Here is a 23,928-nt window from a genome sequence, read left to right on the forward strand (position 1 = left end):
GATTTTATTAATAAAACCTTAAGTTTTCTTTTTTATACTTCTTGCCTCAAGTTTGGAATTTAATAAAAACAAAAGGAGAATAAAAGTGGCGTCTTCTCATAAGCAGCATGCTCATAATCAAGTTACTCGTGGTACTCCTTCGTGGGGGGGGTATGATAATCAGCATCATCATGCTTCCAACGTTTTTAATACCCCCGCTACCCGTCACGCTCATGCCCCAACTCCATCAGTTACGAGAGCGAGTTATAATGCCCACGATTATACATATTATTCTCGCCGAAGCCATTACGCAGGTACTGGGGCACTACTCATAGGTTCTTTTATTATTCTTCCTATTATTATTTTTGCGTTGACAGTTAAGTTCGCTTTTGGTTTAGCTGCATCATCGTTAACTACTGCAGGAGTTGCGGGCGCAGGTGCTGCGGGTGCAATTGCTCTTAGTGCTGCAACTTTTGGGCTCGGTGCTCTTGTTTTATATGGGGCTTTAGGTCTGGTTTCTTTGTATTCTAGTGCTAAAGAATGCTATAGAAGTGATAAAAATGTGTTTGACATGATTAAATCACGAGTTGTTAATGAAGATGGATTAAGTTTTAAAGGAGTTATGAAATCTATAGGCGCTGTACTTTGGTCACCATTTTTACTCATTGGTGGTTTGGCTGGAATGGGAGCTAAAGCAGCGGTGAATGCTCGTGCTTCAAAATCTTCAGGCTCAGAAAAGCAGGATGTAGGTCCTGAAATAAGTGGTTCTTATTCCGAGATGGGTAGTGACTTCCATCCACAAAAGAAAACGACATATGGGAACGATGAAAATCCAATTCATTCTAAGGTATTTGCTGATCCTTCTTCTTCAGAAGTTCCGGATCTTCATCTTTTAAACTCACAGACATCGTTTCCTCACTTGTACCCTCTTGTAAAAAACTAAAGACAAAGTAGATCGCAGGTTTTTGGGTTCTGGTTACAGAACCCAAAAACCAAAAGAGAAATAAATACCATTGAATCCTTAATTATGATTCTTATCCGTCAGGGGTGATGAATGGTTATAATCCGTGTATAATAGCGGCAATTTATTTTCAGGTTGCTCTATGAATAAACAGGATTTTTACTTTGATTTACCTCCAGAACTCATTGCGCAGTATCCGTTAGCGAATCGCAGTGACTCACGTCTTTTAACCTATAATCGTCAGAATGGTGAATACGGTCATTACCAGTTTCGTGAAATAGCTGATTTTTTAAACCCTGGCGATTTATTGGTAATGAATGATTCCAAGGTGATCCCAGCCAGACTTTATGGCCATAAGAATACTGGTGGAAAAGTTGAGTTATTGGTTGAACGTATTACTGGCGAACTTACCTTTCTAGCTCATATTAAGGCCAGTAAAGCGCTGAAAGCTGGCTCAATGATTAAGTTGGAGCAAGATAAAGAAATCAAAGTTCTTGATCGACACGATGATTTATTTCTTTGTCATGCCGATATGGATGTCTTGAACTTATTGAATGGAATAGGGCATATTCCATTGCCACCTTATATTACCCGAATTGATGAAACGCTAGATCAGAATCGTTATCAAACGGTTTATGCAAAATATGAAGGATCTGTTGCTGCTCCCACAGCAGGTTTGCATTTTGATGAGCATGTATTATCCAGCGTACGTTCAAGAGGCGTTACTGTGGCGTATCTTACTTTGCATGTTGGAGCGGGAACATTTAGACCCGTTCGTTGCGATAATATTAAAGATCATAAAATGCATAGTGAGCGATTTACAATTAGTCCTGAATTGTGTGAGACAGTACACGCCACGAAAGCAGCAGGAAATCGAGTAATTGCAGTAGGTACAACCACTTTGCGTAGTCTTGAAAGTGCTGCACAAAATGGAGAACTAACCCCATGTAGCAGAGATACAGACATCTTTATTTACCCGGGATATGAGTTTAAGATTTGCGATGGATTAATGACTAATTTTCACTTGCCTGAGTCCACTTTATTAATGCTGGTTTCAGCTTTTATAGGCCATAAACAAGCAATGATGCTTTACCAGGAAGCAATTGAAAAAAGGTACAGGTTTTTTAGTTATGGCGACACCAGTTTATTGCTGTAAATCAGGAGATCAGGAATGTTGGCTGCAGTACAAAATTTTATACCTGTTTTAACTTCAGAAGCAGGTTTGTGCCTTACAACGGCAAATTGGCAAGAGGCAAAGGTAACTGCCGCATCCTATTCTTTGGAGAGTTTGTTGTATAAGCCTGGTCAGGATGTACTTCAAAAAATACCTGATTTAGCGCATTATCTGGCTTGTCCTGGAATGATGATAATCAATGCTGCGTCACTTGTTGCCAATAAAGAAAAGGTTTATGTTCTTAAGTCTCCTTATGATGGGTCCCGAGTCAAACTTGCTTTGGAAGAGCTCATCGGACTGATCCTGTATCTAAAACCGGATGCAGTACTATTACCCCAACATATCATGCGTGATTTTCCACAAATTTGGGACAATTGGGATGATGCAATTGTTCCATTTATTCATAGTGATGATTTAGAACAGCATGCAGTTATGAAACCTCATGGGGTTTATTTTAAGATTTTGAATGAACCGAATTGGGCTAAATTAGAGCAATTCTCCCATGTCCCACGTTATGTTATGGGATGTTTTGAGTCTGAACTAATTCAACGTTTGCGTCATCAGGGAATAGGATTTATTGAGACGGATGAGCCAGCTCAAGCAGCAATGCAAGGAAGGGTGTACAGCAAGACAGGCACTGTGGATCTAATGGATTCAAAAACACAAATGCAATTTGAAATGATCGATGCGAATTGTGTTTGTCCTACTTGTTCGCAACAATTTACTCGCGCTTATTTACATCATTTATTGCAACATACTCCTTTATTATGTCAGCGATTTCTGATCCAGCATAATGTTTTTTATGTGCAGAATTGTGAGGTTAGTTGATGCTCTTTAAACCTGACCCTAGCACTCACTGCCATTAAGTTAAGGTTTTTTGTCATTCTCGCGAAGTCGAGAATCTATTCTTAAATTGGCACAATGCTTTGTCAGAAATGGGTTCCCGCCTTCGCGGGAACGACAGTTTTTCTTAACTTAATGGTAATACCCTCAGCTCTCTCCCATAAATGGGAGAAGGTGCCCGTTAGGGGCGATGAGGGGCCTCTTATAATATTTGACAGTTTTTTCCATACCAGCTAGCATTACGGTCAATTTGATGGCGCGGGGTGTCGTGATAAACGTCTGAGAAATACCCGTTGAACTTGATCTGGTTCATACCAGCGTAAGAACGCCTTAAATCTGTATCTATTTTTAGAACAGTTAATTTCTTAGAGTACTCTCTACCGTATTGTAGACCGGTCTTTAAGAGTTATTTAACTGTTTTGTTGAATGCAGATTCATTTCTTCTATTAAGTCTTAACGCGATATCTTTAGCCATCCTATTTTATTAATTAAACAAGGAGCTATGGCATGAGTGCGTTATCTATGAGAACTACCCTATTACTTAATTGGTATGCAAACCCTTACCATACCCCCATTTTTGTTGCCCATGCGTTAGGGTATTACCAACAAGAAGGTATAAAACTCGCAATTTTAGAACCTAGCGATCCAAGCGATGTGACCGAAATTGTCGGTATGGGCCATGTTGATTTTGGGGTCAAGGCCATGATTCATACCTTAGCTGCCCGTGCAAAAGGCTATCCTGTTACCTCAATTGGTACATTATTGGATGAACCTCCTACAGGTCTGATTGCACTGAAATCCAGTGGTATAAGCTCATTTCAGGATATTGTTGGCAAACGGGTTGGTTATATTGGCGAGTTTGGCAAAATCATTATCGATAATTTGGCAACATTAGCTGGCATTGATCCCTCAAGTTATGAAACAGTTCGTATTGGCATGAATGTTACTGATGCGATTTGTCGTGATATCGTTGATACAGGGATTGGTTTTATTAATTTTCAAAAAGTTGAATTAGAACATTTACGGGGTGAAACGGTATTTCTGCGTATCGATCAGCTTGCAGGCTTAGGTTGTTGCTGCTTTTGTTCCATTCAATTTATTGTGCCAGAACGCATGTTAAAAAAGCCTGAAACACTTAAAGGATTTCTCAATGCCACACAACGGGGGGCTGCGTTTACTACCGAAAACCCCGAAGAAGCTTATGAACTGTTATGCAGGGTGAAACCTCAATTGCGAACCCCTATGTATCATACAATTTTCATCCGCAGTTTACCCTTTTTCTCGCGTACTCTTTTAAATGTGGAGCGTGATTGGAATAAAGTAGGTCGTTTCGGCAAGCATTTGGGAATTATCGATGAGTCTTTTGCAGTAAATGCTTGTTATACAAACGAGTTGCTCCCTAAGATACCTCATTCGGAGCTGGAACCTATTGCGTGTTGCATTAGTGAATGAAAATACAATTGTAGCCTAGATGCAGCTGCAAACAGGCTACCAATATATTGAGAAAAGTGATTCTAATTAAATGAAAAATGTTGCTGTTGTTGGTGCTGGAATTATGGGGTGTTTATTGGCTTTTCGTTTACAAAATGAAGGCTTGCAAGTGACATTATTTGAGGCAGAACCCTTTTTCAATAATTGCAGTAATGCAGCAGCAGGGCTTTTGGCACCAATGTCTGAACTCGATAAAGCGGAGCAAGTGATTTTTAATCTGGGAGTAGAGTCAGTTGACACCTTATGGAGATCTATTTTGGATCAATTAGCGGACCCCGTATATTTTCGCCAAAATGGATGTCTTGTGGTGCATCATCCTCAAGATAAAGCAGAATGGCAGCAATTTAGTGGCAGAATTGTCAATAAATTAAGTGATTCCTGTTATCAGTTGCTCAACCAAAATGAATTAAGCCAACTGGAACCAGAACTGCATCAGTTGAAAATGGCATATTATTTTCCCAGAGAAGCACAACTTGATAATCAGACGTTATTGCTGGCACTTAAAAAACATCTTTGCCAGCGCGGTGCTATTTGGCGAGATCATACTTTTGTTTCTCGCATGCATCCAGGCGAGATAGAAACAAGAGAGAGGTCTTATTCATTTGATTTTGTATTTGATTGCAGAGGTCTTGGAGCAAAAAACACTTTTCCAAATTTACGTGGGCTTCGAGGCGAACTTCTTTGGCTGTATGCTCCTGATGTTCAATTAAAAAGGCCAATACGCCTCTTGCATCCACGCTATAATATTTATATTGCACCGCGCCCTAATTGTTATTACCTTATCGGCGCCAGTGAATTAGAATCAGAAGATCCCAGCCCCATTTCAGTGCGTACCACACTTGAATTATTAACCGCTGCATACTATGTGCACCGAGGTTTTGCTGAAGCACGGGTAATTAAGACAGTGACGCATTGCCGACCTACCTTAATGCATCATCAGCCACGCATACGATATGCCCAACGAATTATTGCTGTTAACGGACTTTATCGTCATGGATATTTAATCGCTCCGGCATTAGTAGAGGAAATTCTACGTGGATTAAAGAGCAATCAAAAAGACATTTGTTATCCTGAGCTTTGGGAGGCTTATTCATGATCATTTATATAAATGATAAACCATATACTCTTGATTCATCCTGTACCTTGCAGGAAATGCTTGAGCAGAGAGAGGGTATTGCTGCACATGTAGCAATCGCAATTAATAATCAGTTTGTTCCTAAGTCTATGTTTTCCAACACCACATTGTGTGAAGGCGATCGTATTGATTTGATTGTTCCGATGCAGGGAGGGTAGGGCTATGTGGTATTTAGCAGATAAACCCTTAACAAGTCGTTTGCTTTTGGGGACAGCTGGCTATCCATCACTTGAGGTAATGACTGATGCAATTCGAGCTTCCAAAACCAACGTGATTACTGTTTCTTTAAAACGGCAAATGCCTTGTGATATGGGGGGCGATTTATTTTGGCAAACCATACAGTCTTTGGGTTGCAATATACTTCCTAATACTGCGGGCTGCCGTGACGCACAAACTGCGATTACTACAGCCGAAATGGCACGTGAACTATTTCAAACTTCATGGGTTAAATTGGAAGTAATTGGTGATGATTACAGTTTACAACCCGATCCTTTTGAATTGTTACATGCTGCCGCCGAATTAGTAAAACGAGGCTTTGAAGTGTTTCCTTATTGTACGGATGATTTGGTTTTATGTCAGCGTTTAGTGGATTGCGGTTGTCGGATTTTGATGCCTTGGGCCGCACCTATAGGTTCTGGAAAAGGGCTACTTAATCCTTTTGCTTTGGAGACATTACGCCAACGATTACCGGATGTAACCCTGATTGTCGATGCAGGAATTGGAAAGCCATCTCATGCGACACGCATTTTGGAGTTAGGTTTTGATGCGGTCTTGTTGAATAGTGCAGTCGCTTCATCGATTTATCCATTGACTATGGCTGAGGCTTTTTCACATGCTGTCATCGCAGGACGTTCTGCTTTTGAAGCTGGCCTTATGCCTGAACGAATTACGGCACAATCGTGTACTCCTTTAATCGATACACCGTTTTGGCATCAGGAGATCGCATGATGAGTACTGTATGGAGCAACATGGGTAATGAAGCAGATAGACAAACACTTCGAGGATTGGGTCTTGAGATGCAATCGCAGCGATTTCTTAAAACTCCGCCTGCCGCAATTAAAATTGAAACGAGAGTTTCTGCTGACGACATTCAGATTCTCAATCATTATGCGGGACCTGTAGTTTGGGATTTTAGCTTATCCTTATCTCAATATGTTGAGGAAAAGAAGAGTAATTTAGGCGCTGGACTTTCTTTTGCCGATGTTTTGGTACTAAATACGCATGAAGCTGAATTTATTTTAAATTGTCAGGTCAAAACACATCACGCCATGCAAGAAACTGCATATAAACTACTAGCTCTTGGTGCTAAAAGTGTATTTCTCATAGGGCAGCCTATGCACGAGTCTTCATGGCAGCATGATTATTGGACCAATGGAAGCACTTCATTTTGGCTGACTCAAAATCGTATCTATGATGCAAAATATCCGGAACTTCGTTCGATTTTCTCCGCAGCAATTACTGGTGCACTGGCTCTTGGTTATTTGCTTGAAGACGCATTAATCATAGCAAAAATGTACGTACATCAGGCAGTACGTCGAGGACAAACCAGTGTGTATTACGGTGGTTTTCCAGAAGATGAAACTGATTTACCTTATCTTGCATCTAAACCATTGTATGAAGCGCCACAACCATTTAAGCCATGTCACCGATTAGGTCTTTATCCGGTGGTTGATGAATTTTCTTGGGTTGAACGGCTCTTGAATCTTGGAGTAAAAACCATTCAATTACGAATTAAAGAAAAAACAAACACCCTTGAAGAGGAGATGCGGCAAAGCATTGCTTTGGCTAAAAAACATCGGGCCACATTATTTATAAATGACTACTGGGAAATGGCTTTAAAGTTAAATGCAGAAGCAGTGCATTTAGGGCAATCAGATTTGGATACAGCGGATCTTGATGCAATTAGAAAACAAGGGCTTTTGCTGGGAGTAAGTACTCATTGTTACTACGAAGTAGCACGAGCGCATGCGCTGTGCCCTTCATATATTGCAATTGGCCCAATTTTTCCGACAACAAGCAAAGAAATGCCTTTTGCAGCTCAAGGCATTGAATGCTTACAGCGCTGGAAACGTACGTTAAATTATCCTTTAGTTGCAATAGGAGGAATTAATATCGATCGCATGCCTGATGTGGTGGCTACAGGTGTTCAAGGCGTTGCCCTTATTTCTGCAATTACCAAAGCAGCCGATCCTCACCAATCTACTCTGAAGCTTTTGAGTTTAATCGAACAATGAGAGGCTAAACATGTTTTCGTCATCCGAATTAAAACGTTATGCACAGCAAATTAGATTAGAAGAGATAGGCGTTCATGGACAAAAAAAACTCCAAAAATCTCGTGTATTGTGTGTTGGGGCGGGAGGAATCGGGGCAACTTTACTTCCATACCTAGCAGGGGCAGGGGTCGGGACTTTAGGGATAATCGATGATGATTTTATCGAAGAAAGTAATTTACATCGGCAAATACTTTATCAAGAAAAGGATATCTATCACCTAAAAGCGACCACTGCAAAAATGAAATTACAGGGCTTGAATTCAAACATTAACATTCAGGTATATGAGGCTCGTTTAAATAATGAGAATGCTGAAGATATCATCGCGCAATATGATCTTGTTGCCGACTGCTCGGATAATTTTTACACTCGTTACTTGACCCATGGGATTTGCTATCGCTTGGAAAAGCCTTATGTTTATGCCAGTGCTTACCAATTTCAAGGTCATTGCTCGCTGTTCTATGGTAAAGACAATCCATGTTTACACTGTTTGTTTCCCGTGATTCCTGATTCATTTGCAAATTGTCAGAATGGTGGTGTGTTAGGGACTCTCCCGGGTTTACTAGGGATCGTGCAAGCGACAGAAATTATCAAATGGATTACTCAAAGTGGTGTTTCTCTGTTGAATCGCTTGCTTTGTATCGATTTTTTATCAATGGAAATGAAAAATATTCATTTGGTAAAAAATGAGGAATGTTCCTTCTGTGTGTCTGGCCAAACCGTAGAGAAAAATATTTTTACTCAAAGTGTACCATCCGATGAGATGCAATCTTTTGCAGTATTAGCAGATGCTTTACCAAGCTTTTTGCAAAATAATCCCGACGCATTATTGTTGGATGTAAGAACAGTTACAGAACATAATATGAATAACTTGGGCGGGACATTAATTCCACTGTCTGAATTGCCTGACCGCTTTAATGAATTAAATCCGTTACAAACCACCCTTATTTATTGTCAGTCAGGTCAAAGAAGTCAGCGAGCTTTGATATTATTAAGACAAGCTGGGTTTCGTACTGTTTATCATTTGGCTAATGGACTGGATTCAGTGATATCAAATAGGTCATTATAAATAAAGAATAAAGCGCTTAATTTTGTTCATTTGAATTCCCTTTTAAATCCTTCCAGAAAATTATAGTTCTAAATAAAAACTACTATTGTGAAAAACTGTTTTAATTTCCTCGTTGATTCATTTACCTTAAGGGCAATTCGCTATATGATGTCACGCGATTATCAATAGTAGATTATAGGAGACAATATGAGTTTTTTTATTAGCGATGCTCTAGCTGCAGCGGGGACTACAGCAGCGCCTCAAGGAGATGGAACTTTTTCGCTCATTATGATCGCCGCAATTTTTGTGTTGTTCTACTTTATGCTTATAAGACCCCAAAACAAAAGAGCAAAGGAACATCGTGATTTAATAAGCCGTTTAAAGAAAGGTGATGAGATTATTACCTCAGGAGGTATATTAGCTAAAGTAGTTAGTCTGGATGAGCAATACATCAAAATCAGTCTTGCCGAAGGTGTAGAGATTAATATACAAAGAGGTGCAGTGAGCACTGTTTTGCCGAAAGGCACTTTAAAATCGCTTTAAGAAAGTCAGGACACGGAAATGCAAAATAAATATCCTTTATGGAAAAACCTGATGCTGATTATTATTGCAGTGGTTGGGTTTATTTACGCTATACCTAATTTGTATACAGAGAATCCTGTAGTACAGATTTCGTCTGAAACACCTGTGGATTATGATGAATTAAAAAACCAGGTAGAAGGTATCTTAAAGAAAGATAATCTATCTTATAAATCAGTCATCACTCAAAATGAATCTGTTGAAGTCGTTTTTTCATCAACTGATTCACAGTTGTTAGCTCGCGATACCATCAAAAATGCTTTGGGATCTCAATATACTGTGGCCTTGAATTTAGCTCCATCTACACCAAGATGGTTGGATTCTATTCGTGCGGCTCCAATGAAACAAGGTCTTGATTTACGTGGAGGGGTACACTTTCTATTAGAGGTTGATGTGGAAAGTGTGATTAGCCGTCGTTATGAAGGGGTAATGAAAAATATTAGTCAAGAATTACGCGAGCTTGGCATTCGTTATATCGGCATTCGTTATGTAGCAGATAAAGGTGTTGACTTACATTTCCGTGATAGTGAATCAATGAATAATGCCTATTCGGGCTTAAAGGAAAAAATGCCTGATCTCGTTTTTGTAAAAGGCAAAACGGGCAATCAAATAATAGGTTCGATTTCACCAGTCGAGTTAAACAGTACCCGTCAAAATACCATTGAACAAACAATGAGTATTTTACGAAATCGAGTTAATGAGTTAGGAGTTGGTGAAGCTGTTGTGCAACAACAGGGAGCAACCCGTGTTGCCGTAGATTTGCCTGGAATTCAAGATGCAGCACGTGCGAAGCAAATTCTTGGTGGAACTGCAACGTTGCAATTCTATATGGTGGATCAGGATAATGATCCTCAAATTGCGAAACAAACTGGGGCTATTCCTGTCAATGATAAATTACTGGTGATGGATGGACGTCCTATTCTGTTAAAAAGACAAGTGGTATTGAGTGGTGATTCAATTACCTCAGCCGTTTCCAGTTATGATCAGCAATCAGCTACCCCAGCAGTACAAATACAGCTTGGTGGGGGCGGTGAAAGTTTGTTTACCAAAGTAACTCGAGAGAATATTGGTAAACGTATGGCCATTGTTTATGTTGAAACAAAAAATTCCATACAAACTGTAAATGGAGTGGAAAAAAGAGTTACTCATAGAGAAGAGCGTGTTATTAGTGCTCCAGTAATTCAAAATGCTTTGGGTAATAATTTCCAGATTACTGGCCTTACTGACAGTAAAGAAGCAAGTAACCTGGCTTTATTGCTTCGAGCAGGTGCTTTGCCTGCTGCGATCTACCCAATAGAAGAACGCACCGTAGGACCCACTTTAGGTAAGGAAAATATTCGTAGAGGTATTATTTCATTAGAAGTTGGCATGGGCTTAATTCTAGTCTTAATGCTGGTTTATTACCGCCTTTTTGGTCTTATCGCTGATATTGCGCTGATGCTTAACTTGGTTTTACTTTGTGCATTACTGTCTGTGATCGATGCAACTTTAACCCTTCCAGGTATTGCAGGGATTGTATTGACGGTGGGTATGGCGGTGGATGCCAACGTACTGATTTATGAGCGTATTCGTGAAGAGTTACGGCATGGATTATCACCCCAGGCTGCAATTAATGCAGGATATGAGCGTGCATTTTCTACCATTCTTGACGCGAACGTAACTACCCTAATCGTAGCTATTATCTTGTTTGCTGTGGGTACAGGACCTGTGCGTGGATTTGCTGTAACGCTTTCTTTAGGATTGCTGACCTCCATGTTAACCGGCATCACTTACACCCGAGGGATTGTAAATTGGTATTATGGCGGTAGGGCTGTTAAGAAATTATCTATTGGTATTTAAGGCGAGGCTCAGATGGAATTTTTTAATCCAAATTCAAATGTGGACTTTATGGGTGCTCGTCGTTGGACGGCGATATTCTCTATGTTGATCTTTGTGCTTTCTATAGGTGCTTTAGCGATTCATGGTTTGAAGTGGGGACTTGATTTTACGGGTGGAACTCAAATTGAAGTTTCTTATTCTTCAGCTGCAGACTTACCTTCAATCAGGGAAAGTTTGAGTAAGGCAGGATTTAAAGAAGCTCAGGTTGTGAGTTACGGTACTTCCAAAGATGTATTAATTAGTATTGCTCCTCGAGAGGATAAAGAGCAGGCTCGCTTGGTTGATCAGGTTATGAGTGCTCTTCCTGGTGCTGCAAAACAAAGGGTGGATATTGTTGGGCCACAAGTAGGGCAAGAGTTAGCGACTAAAGGAGCCCTGGCTGTTGTTGTTTCTTTGTTAGCAACGATGATTTATATTGCCATGCGCTTTGAATATCGACTTGCAGTGAGCTCTGCTGTTGCTTTAGTCCATGACCCTGTATTGATATTAGGTATTTTTGCCTTTTTTGGTATTGAGTTTGATCTTAAAGCATTGGCAGGCTTATTGGCAGTCATTGGTTACTCTCTAAATGATACCATTGTAGTTTTTGATAGAGTACGCGAGAATTTTGTGAAGATTCGTCGTGCCAGCTCTATAGAAATTATGAATATTTCGATTAACCAAACTTTATCACGTACCATCATGACATCGATGTTGACGCTTTTTGTGGTGGTTGCTCTGTTTATCTATGGAGGTGAGGCCATTCATGGATTTTCTCTGGCATTGATCATTGGTATTCTGATAGGTACTTACTCTTCTATCTATGTTGCAGGAGCTTTAGCAGTGGCAATGGGGCTTGATAGAAAAGATTTTATGCCCAGTCAACGCAAAGAGGTTGATAATCGCCCTTAATATGTACAGCGGAACCCGAAGATAGGCTCGAAATTACTTGCTTTTAAACCTGGGTTCCGCTGCGCTGCACCCAGGCTAAATAGGAAATGCAATTTTATTGAATCAATATGTATGTTTTTCCTACTCTTAACTCAAATTTCCATTTTGTCATCAACGGCAATAGTTTATACCAGAGAGAATGAATCTCCCAGTTCCTCCTCTTCTTCTTTTTTCTGAGTTTTCTTTGCATCATTTTCTTGCTGGACTCCAGTTGATTCGGGCGTTTGAGTGGAGCTGTTTTCCAATTGTTTCTTTAGCTCTTCAATAACTTCACGAGGGATTTGCATGGGGTTTTCACTGTCGTTTACCTCTTCTCCCTCAATGTGAATTTCACCTTCTTCAGTTATTTCAAGAATTTTTTTAGTACAACCTTCCGGTAGAGAGTTCTCAGCAACCCATTGAATAGGAATGCCTGCAATGATTATAGCGCCATCAACAATGCGTATGCCATCAATTGGAGCAAGTTCGGGTTTTTTACTGTAGTGATGATTTATAAGAGAACAAATAGACCAGAGTAAGTTATATGCCGCATCAAAAGGAAATCCTATTCCTATCCCTACACCTTGCCCCAGGTATCTTCCTGCTGTTCCCATAAGATGAGCCAAACTGATTGTACAAAAAGATGTAAAAAGCTTTGTTGCAATTACAGGTGCAAAGAGGGCAACTCCTGTTGTTCCTGCAGGACTGAAAATTAATAAGGTGCTTCCAACCAGAGCCGTTAGTTGAACCCGAGGGGATATGGCTGTGGTCGAATTAGTCGCGCCTTCGGCTAATACGACACCTACAGTGGCTCCAACATAGGCAAAAGCGGCGCCGAATAAAGGTTGTGTAATTGAGATGACGGGGAAGTTTGTGATTTGATCTTGTGCTTCTTTTTTATGACATATCTCATTTAAAAAATCTGCGAATTGTTTCCATTCTTTTTCAGTAAATGGCCTAAGCCCATCCTTTTCGAGAACCAGATTAGCATGCTCCAGAGCATGTGGCGTTTTAATAAGTCGCTCTGCAGTTAAATAACATGTTTCTTTATCTTCCTCATCCAGAAAATTCTCGGCAGTTATTCCTAAATTATCCTCAGTGAGTCGATATAAAGCAGAATTACGTTTGGAATTCCCAATTTGGGATTGCACATATAAACATGCAGCAATCATAAATCGTGCTGCAATGATATATACTTGACGTTGTGCGGGGGTTTTAATGTCTTGTTCATGTAGCAAATGGATTTTAAGAACCGCTTTGATTTTTTCCAAGAATGAAACCTGTTTGTTTCTACTGACAACATCGGTTCCTCCAAAAAAAATAGGTTTTCCTATCATCGAAGGTTTTTCATTTAAATCAACATGTTTTTCTGCTTCATAATCTTTACGTAGATTATCGAATTTTGCGATACATCCTGGTGTAAGAATAAAGTGCATGATGTCCCCCGTCCGTTGGCATTCTTGGTATGTACTATATGCGTGTAATTCCTTTTGTATATTTTATCTTACTTCGTAATTGTATAAATGCAATGTTATTTGATTACTATTTACTAAATTGCTTCAATATGTTGAAAGTTTATATTTTATTTAATGATTAAGCTTTTGAAATGATGCATTTTTTCAGGATTATGATACTTTTACTTATTGACTATAGTTATAGTGTAATTGCTAGGTATGTACGTCGTGTAACTTCAGTACTGAGTTATGCTACTACGTAGTTGCCCCTATGTGTATTTTTACCGGAACAGAGAAGGTGATTGAATTGATAAATGATATAAAAAAAGTGAGTGTCATGGAAAGGCTGAAACATTTATTTTTGCTTCTTCGTGTATCCCATTGGTCCAAAGCAGTCTTTGTGATGTTGGGATTTTGTTATACACCTACTCCTGGATATTTTATACCTGCTTTACTCGCTTCTTTAGCTTTTTGCCTGATTTCGAGTGCCATATACATTTATAACGACATTGAAGACAGAACAGAAGACAGCTTGCATCCTCACAAACGACATAGGCCAATAGCAAGTGGAAGTGTTTCTGTGGTCGAAGCGATTTTTATGTTGTTTTTATTGTTACTCACTGGACTCACTTTAGGTTGGTTAATTTCTAAAAAACTGGCAATTATACTCTGTATTTATTTAGTAATTAATGTTGCCTACAACCATCTTTTCAAATTGATTCCTATTGTTGATGTGCTTTGCATTGCTGCAGGATTTATGCTGCGCGTATTAGCAGGGACGTTGGGTATAGGTTTGCCTATTTCTATTTGGTTAATTGTTACAGCAACCTTGCTTAGCCTCTTTATTGCTTTAAACAAACGAAGGATGGAAATGCAATTAGGTCTAAAGCATGCGACACGAAAAGTATTGAAGAAGTATAATCCTCTAATGCTTCATTGGCTGATTCTTGTAATTGGTGTCAGCAGTTTCCTTACTTACGTTTTCTATATTATATACGCTCGTGATGAATCGTTTTACTTTATGTTGACAGTTCCATTTGCTGCAATTGCATTGTGGCGTTTTGCCTGGCTTGCAACGCAAAATATTGAAAATGATGATCCTGTTATTGTTTTTTTAAGCGATCGATTATCACGAATAAATCTTTGGTGTTTTGTAGTTTTAACCTTTATGGCTTTGGCTCAATGAAATCAGGAGTTCGTTGGTATGACAGTATTCTGATTTTATTGTTTTTTTATTTATTTATTCTGCAGATACAAGCGATTTGGCCATTTACCATTGATGATATGTACATTTCTTTGCGCTATGCCAAGCATTGGGCTGGTGGAGAGGGCTTATTATGGAATTTGCATGCTCCTCCTGTAGAAGGATATTCCAATTTTAGCTTTGTCGCTCTGGGCGCTTTAACCCTCCTGTTAAAAGGTAACCCCATAGTTGTTTTAAAAATAGCTGGATTATTCGGGCTGTTTTTTACCTGTTATTTTATTTACTTAATTAGCAGATTCTGGCTTTCTGTACGTGAATCACTTCTTCCATGTATGGGTTTATTATTTTATAAAGGTCAAATTATATGGGCAACTAGCGGTTTGGAGACTACAGTATATCAATCATTCATATGTGGGGCTGTATATTGTTGTTTTAGAGGAATGGGGTATAACCTTTTTCCTAATGTGCGTGCAGCCACACGAAAACCTTATTTTGTAAGTGCTGGGATTTTGCTTGCGCTGGCTGGAATGACAAGACCTGAGGCTCCTGTATTTATGATTTTGTTTTTTATTTTGATGTGCTGGGATAGGCCTAAAGAAAAAACAGAACAGTACTGGTATGATATCTTACTTTTTTGCTTAACCCTCATATTGTTTTATGGACCTTATTTTTTTTGGCGCCTCATTTATTTTGGATATTTCTTTCCTAATTCAGTTTATTGTAAAGGGCTAACTCAATCACTCACATTTTCTTTGGATTTTCATTACCTCAAACTAATTTGGCCATTAGCTCTTTTATCTTTGCCTGCCTGCATCAAGCCTCAAGATAAACGGTATTTTTTTCTATGGTTACCCAGTCTTGTTTACCTAATTATGCTAGCAGATTCAGATCCCGTGGTGGCATTTGATAATCGACTTTTTTTACCAGCTTTTGCTCTGTTGCTTCCCCTGTTAGTACAAGGTATTCGCAGAATAGTGTTTGCCTGTAGGCAAAAGGAGGATTTCACTTTCGCGTTGCTTTTTTATTTAAGTTTTTTTGTTTTTTTGTTTCTTTTTATCCCGGCCATGAGTTTGGCCGATTACCAGTACTTTAGCCAAAATCCAGTTAAAGGCGAACAATTACGTGGCAAGGTAGTGGATTGGTTACATAGTCATGGCTCTCCCAAGGATTGGGTGGTTTTAGCAGATAGCGGGTTGATTCCTTATGCCAGCCCACTGAATTTTATTGATTCATATTGTTTAAACAATTTGTCGATGGCCCACTATCCGACAAAACAGATGTATGAGCAATTTTGTAAGGAAGTTTTGCATAAAAAACCAGCATTTATCATTTTAACTTCGCTTATTGATCAAGGAAGAGTAATATATACCCCTAGTGATGTTTGTTTAAAAGCAGTTTTACGCAACCGTCACGACTATAAATTAAGTAACACTTATGTGAGCAATAACCCTGATTCAATGTATCGCTATGAAATATATGAAAATTCCACTTTTTTTTCATCAGAAAAGAAATAGATTAGAATTAAGGTTTGCTAGGGCAGTAGTGATTTTTGATGAGATACCTATCAACATAGTGTACTATCTCTCGATAATAAGAAATAAAATGAGTGAAGGATGATTCTTTATGATACACAAAATGCCAATATTTCTGCAAAAACTGCATAAAAAATTTCCGGTTTTTCTGTGTGATATTTTTGCTATTCCAGTAGCATGGTATACAGCATATTGGTTGCGTTATAACATGCATCCCTTACCTAAAATATTTACTTCGACGCATTTCATTATTGCCTTGACTCTATTAACAATGATTCAAGTTTGCTGTTATTTTTATTTTAAGACATACCGCGGCCTGTGGCGCTTTTTTTCATTAAACGATGTAGTACGAATTTTAAAAGCTACCCTCTCGGCTACAGTGTTGGGAATCCCTGTTTTATATCTCGCTTCAATTCTCCATGAGGTTCCTCGTTCTGTATTTCCTTTATATTGTCTGATTTTAACTACACTTCTTTGTAGTTGTAGGATGCTGAGAAGAATTTATTGGGATAAGCGAGCCAAATGGAATAAATCAACTGAAATGAAACGGGTACTCATTATTGGTGCGGGTATGGCGGGAGAAGGACTTGGCCGTGATTTAAGACGTTCCAATCAATATAAACCAGTAGGTTTTATTGATGATAATTTGGCAAAACGTGGTCTTGAGGTTCATGGAATTCCTGTTCTGGGAACGACTTGCCAAATCGCCGATCGAGTCAAGGAGTATGAGATTGATTTGATTTTTATTGCTATTCCATCAGCGAGTTCTTCGTTGATGCGCCGTATTGTAACCTGTTGTGAGGAGAGCCAAATTCCATTCAGTACACTTCCTGGCCTGAATGATTTAGCGTCTGGAAGAGTAGAGGTCAATGCATTAAGACCAGTTAATATAGAAGATTTATTAGGCAGGGATCAGGTCAATTTACAATGGGACCGATTAACAGCGGGTATAGCCGGCAAGCGAGTTTTGGTTACTGGTGGGGGAGGTTCAATTGGTTCAGAACTATGCCGACAAATTTTAGCCCTTAAACCGAAGAGTTTGGCAATAGTTGAAAACAGCGAGTTTAATTTATATCAAATTGAACTTGAGCTGAAGCAAGGTTTCCCAAATATCCCTTTAGAACTTAAGTTGATCAGTGTTACAGATGAAGTAGCGATTAATGATCTCTTTGCTGATTTTTTACCTGAAATAGTATTTCATGCTGCGGCATACAAACATGTACCACTTTTACAAAATCAAATACGTGTTGCAGTGGTTAATAACGTACTTGGAACTCAGACTGTTGCTAAGGCTAGCGTCACCGTTGGTGTCGAAAAATTTATTTTGATTTCTACGGATAAAGCAGTAAATCCAACCAACATAATGGGAACTACCAAGCGAGTCGCTGAGATTTATTGTCAGAACCTGAATGGAAGGGTTAACACCCAATTTATTACAGTTCGTTTTGGAAATGTTTTGGGTTCAGCGGGAAGCGTTGTTCCGTTATTTCAAAAACAATTACAAAGTGGTGGTCCGATAAAAGTAACTCATCCTGATATGCAACGGTATTTTATGACCATACCTGAAGCATGTCAGTTGATTTTACAGGCCATGGTTAATGGAAGAGGTGGAGAAATTTTTGTCCTGGATATGGGGGAGCCGGTTAAAATCAGCTATTTGGCAGAGCAAATGATTCGTTTGGCAGGGAAAGAGCCTGGAAAGGACATTATGATTGAATACACTGGATTACGTCCAGGAGAGAAGTTATTTGAAGAATTGTTCCATGAATCTGAACAATTGGCTTCAACAGAACATGAAAAATTATTCAAGGCAAAATTCCGTGAACTCAATTGGGACGAGTTAATTCAAACAATGCGCTTATTGAATACGGCTTGTCAGGAAAATCAGAGCGATGAGTTGTTTATCTTATTAAAAAGCTTGGTTCCTGAGTTAAATACAAGCACTGTAGCAACGGTAGCTTAATTGGTTTAAGAGTGTTTTATAGTACTCATTTATGAGGAAGAGGTTTTAAATGATTATATCGTTCGATGATTTTGCCAAAGTTGAATTGCGCTCAGGTACCGTTGTTAAGGTGGAAGAATTTCCTCGTGCAAAAAAACCTGCATATAAAGTTTGGGTTGATTTCGGCAAGGATATAGGAGTATTACAAACCTCTGCTCAAGTTACCGCACATTATACGCCAGAAACTTTATTAGGACGTTCCGTAGTAGGGTGTGTCAACTTAGGTGAAAAAAATATCGCAGGTTTTATCTCCCAATTTTTGCTGGTTGGATTTTCTGATGAAAATGGAGCGATATGCCTCGTAACCACCGACCCCAAAGTACCTAATGGACAAAAGTTGCATTAGGGGCTGTTGCTTTATAATTTGAAGGGTAAGCAGCCATAAAAATCGCTTAGAGATAGAGTTAAAACTTTTGGGAACCCATTACTTTAGTCTTAGGTTCGTATCGTTCACTCAAAGGTTGAATATTTTTTTTATGTAAATATTTTTTAATTTCTGGCAAGTCTTCTGCCCATTCAAGATAACTTTTCAAATTAGTATAATTGTCTTCATAACCTTTAAAAATATTATTTTTGTCTTTAAGCCTTTTAGGCCTACGCAAGTCGGCTATTTGTGCATTTGGATGAAGTAGATTTTTATCATGCAAGAGACAAATCAACTTATAAAAAGACAATGAAGTGGGTTTGTAATGACCACTGTTATTATCGATTGCAGTGATTTTTCCATGTTCTACTAACCACATTCCCGCACACCGTACTTTTTTTCCAGAAGTCATCGTTGAGTGATGATAGATACCAGACTCATGAATATGTGTGTAAAAATGGTTCTTATCTTTTGCATCCCAAATAAATGCAGCTGCGCCCAGTGGGCAGCCTACCTTAAAGACAAAATCAGCTAATTTACTTGTATTTAATTCAAATATATTTTTAGAATTTAATTTTTTAGCCATTAATTTATAATCACCATCCACATCTTCAATATGTACTGATACGTTTTCTGGAGATTCATAATTAACTGGACCCATTTTATTTTTATAAGAGCCACGCCAATTCGTACTAATATCTCGGGTTGTTGTGCTGATAGGATGCTTTTCCAGCCACAAGAAAAATGGGACTTTAGTTTTGGTCTCAACCCATTGATAAAAAGCAATATTCATTGGATATTCTGCGGTATTACGTTTACTTTTTAAATCTTCGAGCATAAATTCAATGGGACGATGAACTGGATCTTGCTTTTCCAATAAAGTGCCACTACTTAAACGAAAAAACTTCTGTTTACTATGTTTATTTTCTTCGGTCTTTAGGGTCTTAAGTAGTGATTTCTTATCTACATATTTCGAATGTGCATGCTTATAATACTCGCTTAATTTATTTAGGTAGTTTATTTTCTTGTTTGCTCTCTGCTGTAACCCATGGATCCATGGATCTATAGAGCCTTTAAGGCGGGTATCTTTTCGTGGCTTTGTAGATGTTGAGTCCAAAAATCCAACTGGAAATTTATCCCCAGTTACGTTCTCTTGTTCTTTAGATATAAATTGATCGCCTAAATAATCCTTATACTCTTGAGCAAGTTGTGCTATTTGTGTTAATTTTTTCTGTCGTTTGGGAATATTTTTTAAGGTTACTTTTGAAATATTATGATATTCATCTAATAGATTAGATAATTTGTTAATTAATTCTTTAGCATTTGGATCATCATGTTGTTTACAATTTTTTAAAATCATAAGCCAATCATCAAGGGCGTAAACATCTTGCCATATAGCCATGGATTAAAACCTTTACTATATTAATCTAATTGTGTACAAAAATAGATTATACCATTCAATTATAATACAATATGTTTTAAATGTGAGTTTTTATGCCTAAATACAGAAAAATTAATTTAAATGAAGCAATTTTCTTACTACAAAATAATGTACCAGATTTAGTTTCTTTAGACTTGAGCGATCAAGAGATTAGCGAACAATGTTTGTATGAACTGGTTAACGCCATAAACGCAAATATTCATTTAAAACGAATTAAAATGAATGGCTGTATGATTGATGATGATAAAATTAAAATCTTATCAAGGCTAGGTTCAATTGAAGTGCTTTCATTACGAGCGAATAAAATCTCAGATAAAGGTCTGCGTTTATTGGCTACCATTCCATCACTTAAAAAATTAGATCTAAGTTCTAACAATAATAGATATGACAAAAACATTACTGCAAAAGGTTTGAAGTTTTTTGTTAGGAATTCAACTCTAGAACAACTCATTTTAAGTGATAATGAACTTAATGATGAATGTGCAAAAACTTTAGCAAAAACTAATTTACGTCGGCTCATATTAAGTAATAATCAAATTACTCATAAAGGAGTATCTTATCTGGCTGTACATAAAAAACTTAACTTTCTCGATATAAGCACAAACAAAATTGGTGATGCTGGTGCTATTACTTTAATTAATGAGAATTTAAGAATTAGAGGGTTGGTTCTCAATAATAATAAATTAAGTATAAAAGCAATAGCTAAAATGAACTCTGAAAAGTTAAAAAAATTAGATAGATTAGACATCTGTTTAAATCCATTAGGGCAAGATGGAATTAAGTTATTACAAGATAAACGAGGATCACAGGATGGATTAAGCACTTTCTTTTGTCAAAAGAGAAATAGAAGTTTCATTAAAGGATTATTTAATACGATTCATACACAATTCTTGCCTAACAAGGACAATAAATCAGAACAATCTATTGTGTTTAAATGCACTTTGTAATGAGAACATTAGAGATTTGCTTAAATAAGAACAAGCCCAATTTAGTTTGGGCTTGTTTCGTGTGAATAAATTGATGTAAAAATTAAACAGGTGGGAAGAGATCCTGAAACTTAACACGCGATTTGAGGTGTAGTGCTTTTTTCCTGTTCTTCGACAAGTCAAAAATCTTATAGATTATGATGGGAACGATAAAGCTAACCATACCTATGTAAAAAGCAAGCTTATAGGTAGGATCTTTATTCAGTACCAGGAAAAATAAAGCAATACACATAAGTATTATTGCGAGAATTCCAGTGTAGGGAGAGTAAGGGGTCACATAGCGAAGATTCGCTGTAGTATACCCAGCTTGATATAATCGACTCCTAAAACGAATTTGTGAGGTGCACAAGGATATCCATGCCAGAGTCCCTGTAAATCCAGATACAAGAAGAAGGGCGATATAGAGTTGAGTTTGTCCGAAAAAGTACCCTACACCTAAAAGAATCCAGATGGTGATTAAGGTTGCAATAATCGCATTTTGTGGTACTGAATTATGATTGAATTTGGCAAATGTATGTGGAGCCATACCATCACGAGCTAAAGCATTCAAAGCCCTGACAGTGCCATAAAATCCCGAGTTAGCACACGATAAAGTAGCGCTGAGGGTCACAAAACTGGTTACAGCACCGGCCCATTTGAGATTGTAAAAATTTAGGGCATCTGCAAACACAGAGTTAGATAATCCGGCTTTTTGCCAAGGGAAAATTAATACAAGGCAAAATACGGGAATGATGTAGATGAAAAGAATTCTTAAAGTTACATTGCGAATTGCGTGTGGGATCATCCGTGCAGGGTTTTCTGATTCTCCAGCAGCAAGACCAATGATTTCAGAACCTTGATAGTTAACCAGCAAGAGAACCATCGCGGTTAATAGAGACATGGTCCCGTTAGGAAGAAATCCTCCATCGCCTGAAATATACTTCGAGCCAATAAATCCATCTGAGTCAGGGCCGTGAATTAGGCCTAAGAAAATTAAAATAGCTAAGATAACGAAGCCAAATAAAGCCAAAATCTTAATCAAAGCCAGCCAAAACTCGATTTCACCAAAAGTATCTACTTTGGCCAGGTTAATGTATGTAATCAGTAAGCCGAAGCAAACAGCCCATACATAACCATTTACTCCAGTAAACATTTCCATGATGATTCCCCCCGCAACACATTCGGCGGGGATGTATGCTACCCAACTGATCCAATAAGACCATCCTACGCCACAGGCAACGGATGGAGATATAAAGTCAGCGGTGTATGTGACAAAGGAACCTGAAATAGGAATTGCTACAGCAAGTTCACCCATACAAAGCATGGTGAGAAAAATAATCAAGCCGCCTAGTATGTAAGCTAGAAACACGGCAGGACCGACAAGGTTAATTACTTCACCAGTACCTAAAAAATAGCCTGATCCGATAATTCCCCCCAAGGCTATCAGCTGCACATGACGGTCTTTCAATCTTCGGCTATAACCACTGTCTTTAATGGGTTTATCTGTTTCAATCTTACTCTTTTTCACGGGCTGTTTAGTTCTCACAGGTTGTCATAATTTTGGGTGACGCTATGTTATATTCATCTGCAATAATTTAAAACCATTCTCAATTAAAAAATCAGAAATATTTTTTATATATACTAAAATATCTTTTGAGCAAGATATTATAAATCATTTTTTATCTATTTGAATATTTATTTGCTAGATTAGTGAAAATTATTACAGATAAAATCATAATTTATTGATTCAATTAAGAGATTAAACCTGCAAAAATGATTGTAATCATTAGTATTCATGTAAAAACGTGGTTTTTTGCTTGGTTTCAATACTACGACAATTCACAGCAGTTGCATCATCATTTAACTTGAGTATACTTTTCAATACGCCGCTGTAGCTCAGTTGGTAGAGCAGTTGATTCGTAATCAAAAGGTCGTGTGTTCGATTCACATCAGCGGCATAGTAAAATCAATAAGTTACAAATTTTTATTGAAGTGGTTTGTTTTTGTGTCGCAGCTGTGTCGCAGTTAAAATGGGTTCTTTAACCTAAAAAATATGAATTATGGTTTGGAATATATTACAGGTATGACATTCATTTCTTTTGCGGCATGGACAAATGAGGAAACAATCCATAATAGTTGAGTGATATTTCCCTTTACTTTTTTTCCTTTCTTTATACTATTGAATTGGTTGGTTATTTCATTTTTAGAAATGAATGAACAAACTAATATGCACTTTCTGTATAGTTGTGGATTTCTTTGGATGATACATAAATGGTTCTTGAGCTCTGATCTATTCCCTTGCCTCAATCTAATAATATCAGACTGGTTATACGTCTTTATTAATTTATCTTTTTTCCTGAGCATAAAATCATCAGGTGTAAAGTACATATTTCCCAGATTTTTAATTGCCTGTCCTACAACATCATGAAGGTTTGAGGCAGATGTACTTGTTTCTCCAAATTTGGAATGAATAAAGGAAATACTTGGTTCTTGCATATTGAAGGTAATGTGGTCTGCCCATTCATTTCCAAGATCATCGCAAAATATATAATCTTCTTTTTTAAATTCAGCCTCAACTTCATTGAATATTGATTTCGGTTCGAAATTTAAGGAAGATGAACTGATTTTACCTTTTTCATGCGTATTCCGGAGGACTTGATCACTAATTCCGTTAGTCATTTGATCACCGATTCCGGAGT

At 38.0% G+C, this 23,928-nt stretch carries 20 protein-coding genes, 1 tRNA gene, 1 pseudogene and 1 riboswitch; of the genes and pseudogenes, 18 read left to right on the plus strand and 4 right to left on the minus strand.

Features of this window, described 5'->3' with window-relative positions:
* The first annotated feature begins 85 nt into the window (after window positions 1-85).
* The 12 genes from DGG96_RS01905 to secF all read left to right on the plus strand — a co-directional run bounded on the left by DGG96_RS01905 (window position 86) and on the right by secF (window position 12,249).
* Entirely contained in the window at window positions 86-922 is an 837-nt protein-coding gene (locus tag DGG96_RS01905) for a hypothetical protein (protein WP_110141324.1), read from the plus strand.
* 160 nt (window positions 923-1,082) lie between these two features.
* A complete protein-coding gene (gene queA, locus DGG96_RS01910; protein ID WP_110141325.1) occupies window positions 1,083-2,096 on the plus strand; it encodes a tRNA preQ1(34) S-adenosylmethionine ribosyltransferase-isomerase QueA in 1,014 nt (337 codons plus the stop codon).
* A gap of 15 nt (window positions 2,097-2,111) precedes the next feature.
* Window positions 2,112-2,942, plus strand: coding sequence for a tRNA-guanine transglycosylase (locus DGG96_RS01915; RefSeq protein WP_110141326.1), 831 nt, complete (start codon window positions 2,112-2,114; stop codon window positions 2,940-2,942).
* A gap of 264 nt (window positions 2,943-3,206) precedes the next feature.
* Window positions 3,207-3,300, plus strand: a riboswitch (TPP riboswitch).
* A gap of 164 nt (window positions 3,301-3,464) precedes the next feature.
* On the plus strand, window positions 3,465-4,409 hold the full coding sequence (locus DGG96_RS01920; protein WP_110141327.1) for an ABC transporter substrate-binding protein: 945 nt from the start codon (window positions 3,465-3,467) through the stop codon (window positions 4,407-4,409).
* Between the two features lie 70 nt (window positions 4,410-4,479).
* Window positions 4,480-5,544 carry an FAD-dependent oxidoreductase gene (locus DGG96_RS01925; RefSeq protein WP_110141328.1) on the plus strand — a complete coding sequence of 355 codons (1,065 nt, stop codon included), beginning with the start codon at window positions 4,480-4,482 and terminating at the stop codon, window positions 5,542-5,544.
* A complete protein-coding gene (gene thiS / locus DGG96_RS01930; RefSeq protein WP_110141329.1) occupies window positions 5,541-5,741 on the plus strand; it encodes a sulfur carrier protein ThiS in 201 nt (66 codons plus the stop codon). Before DGG96_RS01925 ends, thiS begins: the two co-directional genes overlap by 4 nt.
* A gap of 4 nt (window positions 5,742-5,745) precedes the next feature.
* Complete coding sequence (locus DGG96_RS01935) at window positions 5,746-6,531, plus strand: thiazole synthase (protein WP_110141330.1); 786 nt, start codon at window positions 5,746-5,748, stop codon at window positions 6,529-6,531.
* Complete coding sequence (gene thiE / locus DGG96_RS01940) at window positions 6,528-7,817, plus strand: thiamine phosphate synthase (RefSeq protein ID WP_110141331.1); 1,290 nt, start codon at window positions 6,528-6,530, stop codon at window positions 7,815-7,817. The genes DGG96_RS01935 and thiE overlap by 4 nt, the downstream gene beginning before the upstream one ends.
* Before the next feature lie 10 nt (window positions 7,818-7,827).
* A complete protein-coding gene (locus tag DGG96_RS01945) occupies window positions 7,828-8,922 on the plus strand; it encodes a HesA/MoeB/ThiF family protein (protein WP_110141332.1) in 1,095 nt (364 codons plus the stop codon).
* 186 nt (window positions 8,923-9,108) lie between these two features.
* A complete protein-coding gene (gene yajC, locus DGG96_RS01950) occupies window positions 9,109-9,444 on the plus strand; it encodes a preprotein translocase subunit YajC (RefSeq protein WP_058467774.1) in 336 nt (111 codons plus the stop codon).
* 18 nt (window positions 9,445-9,462) lie between these two features.
* The gene (gene secD / locus DGG96_RS01955) at window positions 9,463-11,319 is read left to right on the plus strand and encodes a protein translocase subunit SecD (protein WP_110141333.1); all 1,857 of its coding nucleotides are present in this window, start codon (window positions 9,463-9,465) and stop codon (window positions 11,317-11,319) included.
* 12 nt (window positions 11,320-11,331) lie between these two features.
* Complete coding sequence (gene secF / locus DGG96_RS01960) at window positions 11,332-12,249, plus strand: protein translocase subunit SecF (RefSeq protein ID WP_110141334.1); 918 nt, start codon at window positions 11,332-11,334, stop codon at window positions 12,247-12,249.
* Between the two features lie 164 nt (window positions 12,250-12,413).
* Here the strand turns inward: secF and DGG96_RS01965 are convergent, their stop codons facing one another.
* Complete coding sequence (locus DGG96_RS01965; RefSeq protein ID WP_110141335.1) at window positions 12,414-13,703, minus strand: hypothetical protein; 1,290 nt, start codon at window positions 13,701-13,703, stop codon at window positions 12,414-12,416.
* A 316-nt stretch (window positions 13,704-14,019) separates the two neighbouring features.
* Between DGG96_RS01965 and DGG96_RS01970 the strand changes: the two genes are divergently transcribed.
* From DGG96_RS01970 to DGG96_RS01985, 4 genes are all read left to right on the plus strand, one after another.
* Complete coding sequence (locus tag DGG96_RS01970) at window positions 14,020-14,907, plus strand: decaprenyl-phosphate phosphoribosyltransferase (RefSeq protein ID WP_110141355.1); 888 nt, start codon at window positions 14,020-14,022, stop codon at window positions 14,905-14,907.
* Window positions 14,904-16,439, plus strand: coding sequence for a protein LphB (locus DGG96_RS01975; RefSeq protein WP_110141336.1), 1,536 nt, complete (start codon window positions 14,904-14,906; stop codon window positions 16,437-16,439). The genes DGG96_RS01970 and DGG96_RS01975 overlap by 4 nt, the downstream gene beginning before the upstream one ends.
* A 109-nt stretch (window positions 16,440-16,548) precedes the next feature.
* The gene (locus tag DGG96_RS01980; protein ID WP_110141337.1) at window positions 16,549-18,420 is read left to right on the plus strand and encodes a polysaccharide biosynthesis protein; all 1,872 of its coding nucleotides are present in this window, start codon (window positions 16,549-16,551) and stop codon (window positions 18,418-18,420) included.
* Between the two features lie 49 nt (window positions 18,421-18,469).
* Window positions 18,470-18,805, plus strand: coding sequence for a tRNA-binding protein (locus DGG96_RS01985; RefSeq protein WP_110141338.1), 336 nt, complete (start codon window positions 18,470-18,472; stop codon window positions 18,803-18,805).
* Window positions 18,806-18,863: 58 nt separating this feature from the next.
* On the opposite strand, the gene DGG96_RS01990 is transcribed toward DGG96_RS01985, so the two are convergent.
* Window positions 18,864-20,225: a hypothetical protein gene (locus tag DGG96_RS01990; protein ID WP_110141339.1), complete on the minus strand. Its 1,362-nt coding sequence runs from the start codon at window positions 20,223-20,225 to the stop codon at window positions 18,864-18,866.
* 92 nt (window positions 20,226-20,317) lie between these two features.
* On the opposite strand from DGG96_RS01990, the gene DGG96_RS01995 reads away from it, so the two are divergent.
* Entirely contained in the window at window positions 20,318-21,211 is an 894-nt protein-coding gene (locus DGG96_RS01995) for a leucine-rich repeat domain-containing protein (protein ID WP_110141340.1), read from the plus strand.
* 82 nt (window positions 21,212-21,293) lie between these two features.
* Here DGG96_RS01995 and DGG96_RS02000 read toward each other — a convergent pair whose 3' ends face one another.
* Window positions 21,294-22,775 carry an amino acid permease gene (locus DGG96_RS02000; RefSeq protein ID WP_110141341.1) on the minus strand — a complete coding sequence of 494 codons (1,482 nt, stop codon included), beginning with the start codon at window positions 22,773-22,775 and terminating at the stop codon, window positions 21,294-21,296.
* 339 nt (window positions 22,776-23,114) lie between these two features.
* On the opposite strand from DGG96_RS02000, the gene DGG96_RS02005 reads away from it, so the two are divergent.
* A tRNA-Thr gene (locus DGG96_RS02005) sits at window positions 23,115-23,187 on the plus strand.
* Between the two features lie 100 nt (window positions 23,188-23,287).
* On the opposite strand, the pseudogene DGG96_RS02010 reads toward DGG96_RS02005, so the two are convergent.
* Window positions 23,288-23,928 (minus strand): annotated as a pseudogene (locus DGG96_RS02010) (hypothetical protein); the annotation flags it as partial.

This window comes from Legionella qingyii (assembly GCF_003184185.1).

Excerpts from the sequence above, each read along its gene's own strand:
- queA (WP_110141325.1), top strand. The coding sequence starts at position 1,083 with ATGAATAAACAGGATTTTTACTTTGATTTACCTCCAGAACTCATTGCG.
- DGG96_RS01915 (WP_110141326.1), top strand. The coding sequence starts at position 2,112 with ATGTTGGCTGCAGTACAAAATTTTATACCTGTTTTAACTTCAGAAGCA.
- DGG96_RS01920 (WP_110141327.1), top strand. The coding sequence starts at position 3,465 with ATGAGTGCGTTATCTATGAGAACTACCCTATTACTTAATTGGTATGCA.
- DGG96_RS01925 (WP_110141328.1), top strand. The coding sequence starts at position 4,480 with ATGAAAAATGTTGCTGTTGTTGGTGCTGGAATTATGGGGTGTTTATTG.
- thiS (WP_110141329.1), top strand. The coding sequence starts at position 5,541 with ATGATCATTTATATAAATGATAAACCATATACTCTTGATTCATCCTGT.
- DGG96_RS01935 (WP_110141330.1), top strand. The coding sequence starts at position 5,746 with ATGTGGTATTTAGCAGATAAACCCTTAACAAGTCGTTTGCTTTTGGGG.
- thiE (WP_110141331.1), top strand. The coding sequence starts at position 6,528 with ATGATGAGTACTGTATGGAGCAACATGGGTAATGAAGCAGATAGACAA.
- DGG96_RS01945 (WP_110141332.1), top strand. The coding sequence starts at position 7,828 with ATGTTTTCGTCATCCGAATTAAAACGTTATGCACAGCAAATTAGATTA.
- yajC (WP_058467774.1), top strand. The coding sequence starts at position 9,109 with ATGAGTTTTTTTATTAGCGATGCTCTAGCTGCAGCGGGGACTACAGCA.
- secD (WP_110141333.1), top strand. The coding sequence starts at position 9,463 with ATGCAAAATAAATATCCTTTATGGAAAAACCTGATGCTGATTATTATT.
- secF (WP_110141334.1), top strand. The coding sequence starts at position 11,332 with ATGGAATTTTTTAATCCAAATTCAAATGTGGACTTTATGGGTGCTCGT.
- DGG96_RS01965 (WP_110141335.1), bottom strand. The coding sequence starts at position 13,703 with ATGCACTTTATTCTTACACCAGGATGTATCGCAAAATTCGATAATCTA.
- DGG96_RS01975 (WP_110141336.1), top strand. The coding sequence starts at position 14,904 with ATGAAATCAGGAGTTCGTTGGTATGACAGTATTCTGATTTTATTGTTT.
- DGG96_RS01980 (WP_110141337.1), top strand. The coding sequence starts at position 16,549 with ATGATACACAAAATGCCAATATTTCTGCAAAAACTGCATAAAAAATTT.
- DGG96_RS01985 (WP_110141338.1), top strand. The coding sequence starts at position 18,470 with ATGATTATATCGTTCGATGATTTTGCCAAAGTTGAATTGCGCTCAGGT.
- DGG96_RS01990 (WP_110141339.1), bottom strand. The coding sequence starts at position 20,225 with ATGGCTATATGGCAAGATGTTTACGCCCTTGATGATTGGCTTATGATT.
- DGG96_RS01995 (WP_110141340.1), top strand. The coding sequence starts at position 20,318 with ATGCCTAAATACAGAAAAATTAATTTAAATGAAGCAATTTTCTTACTA.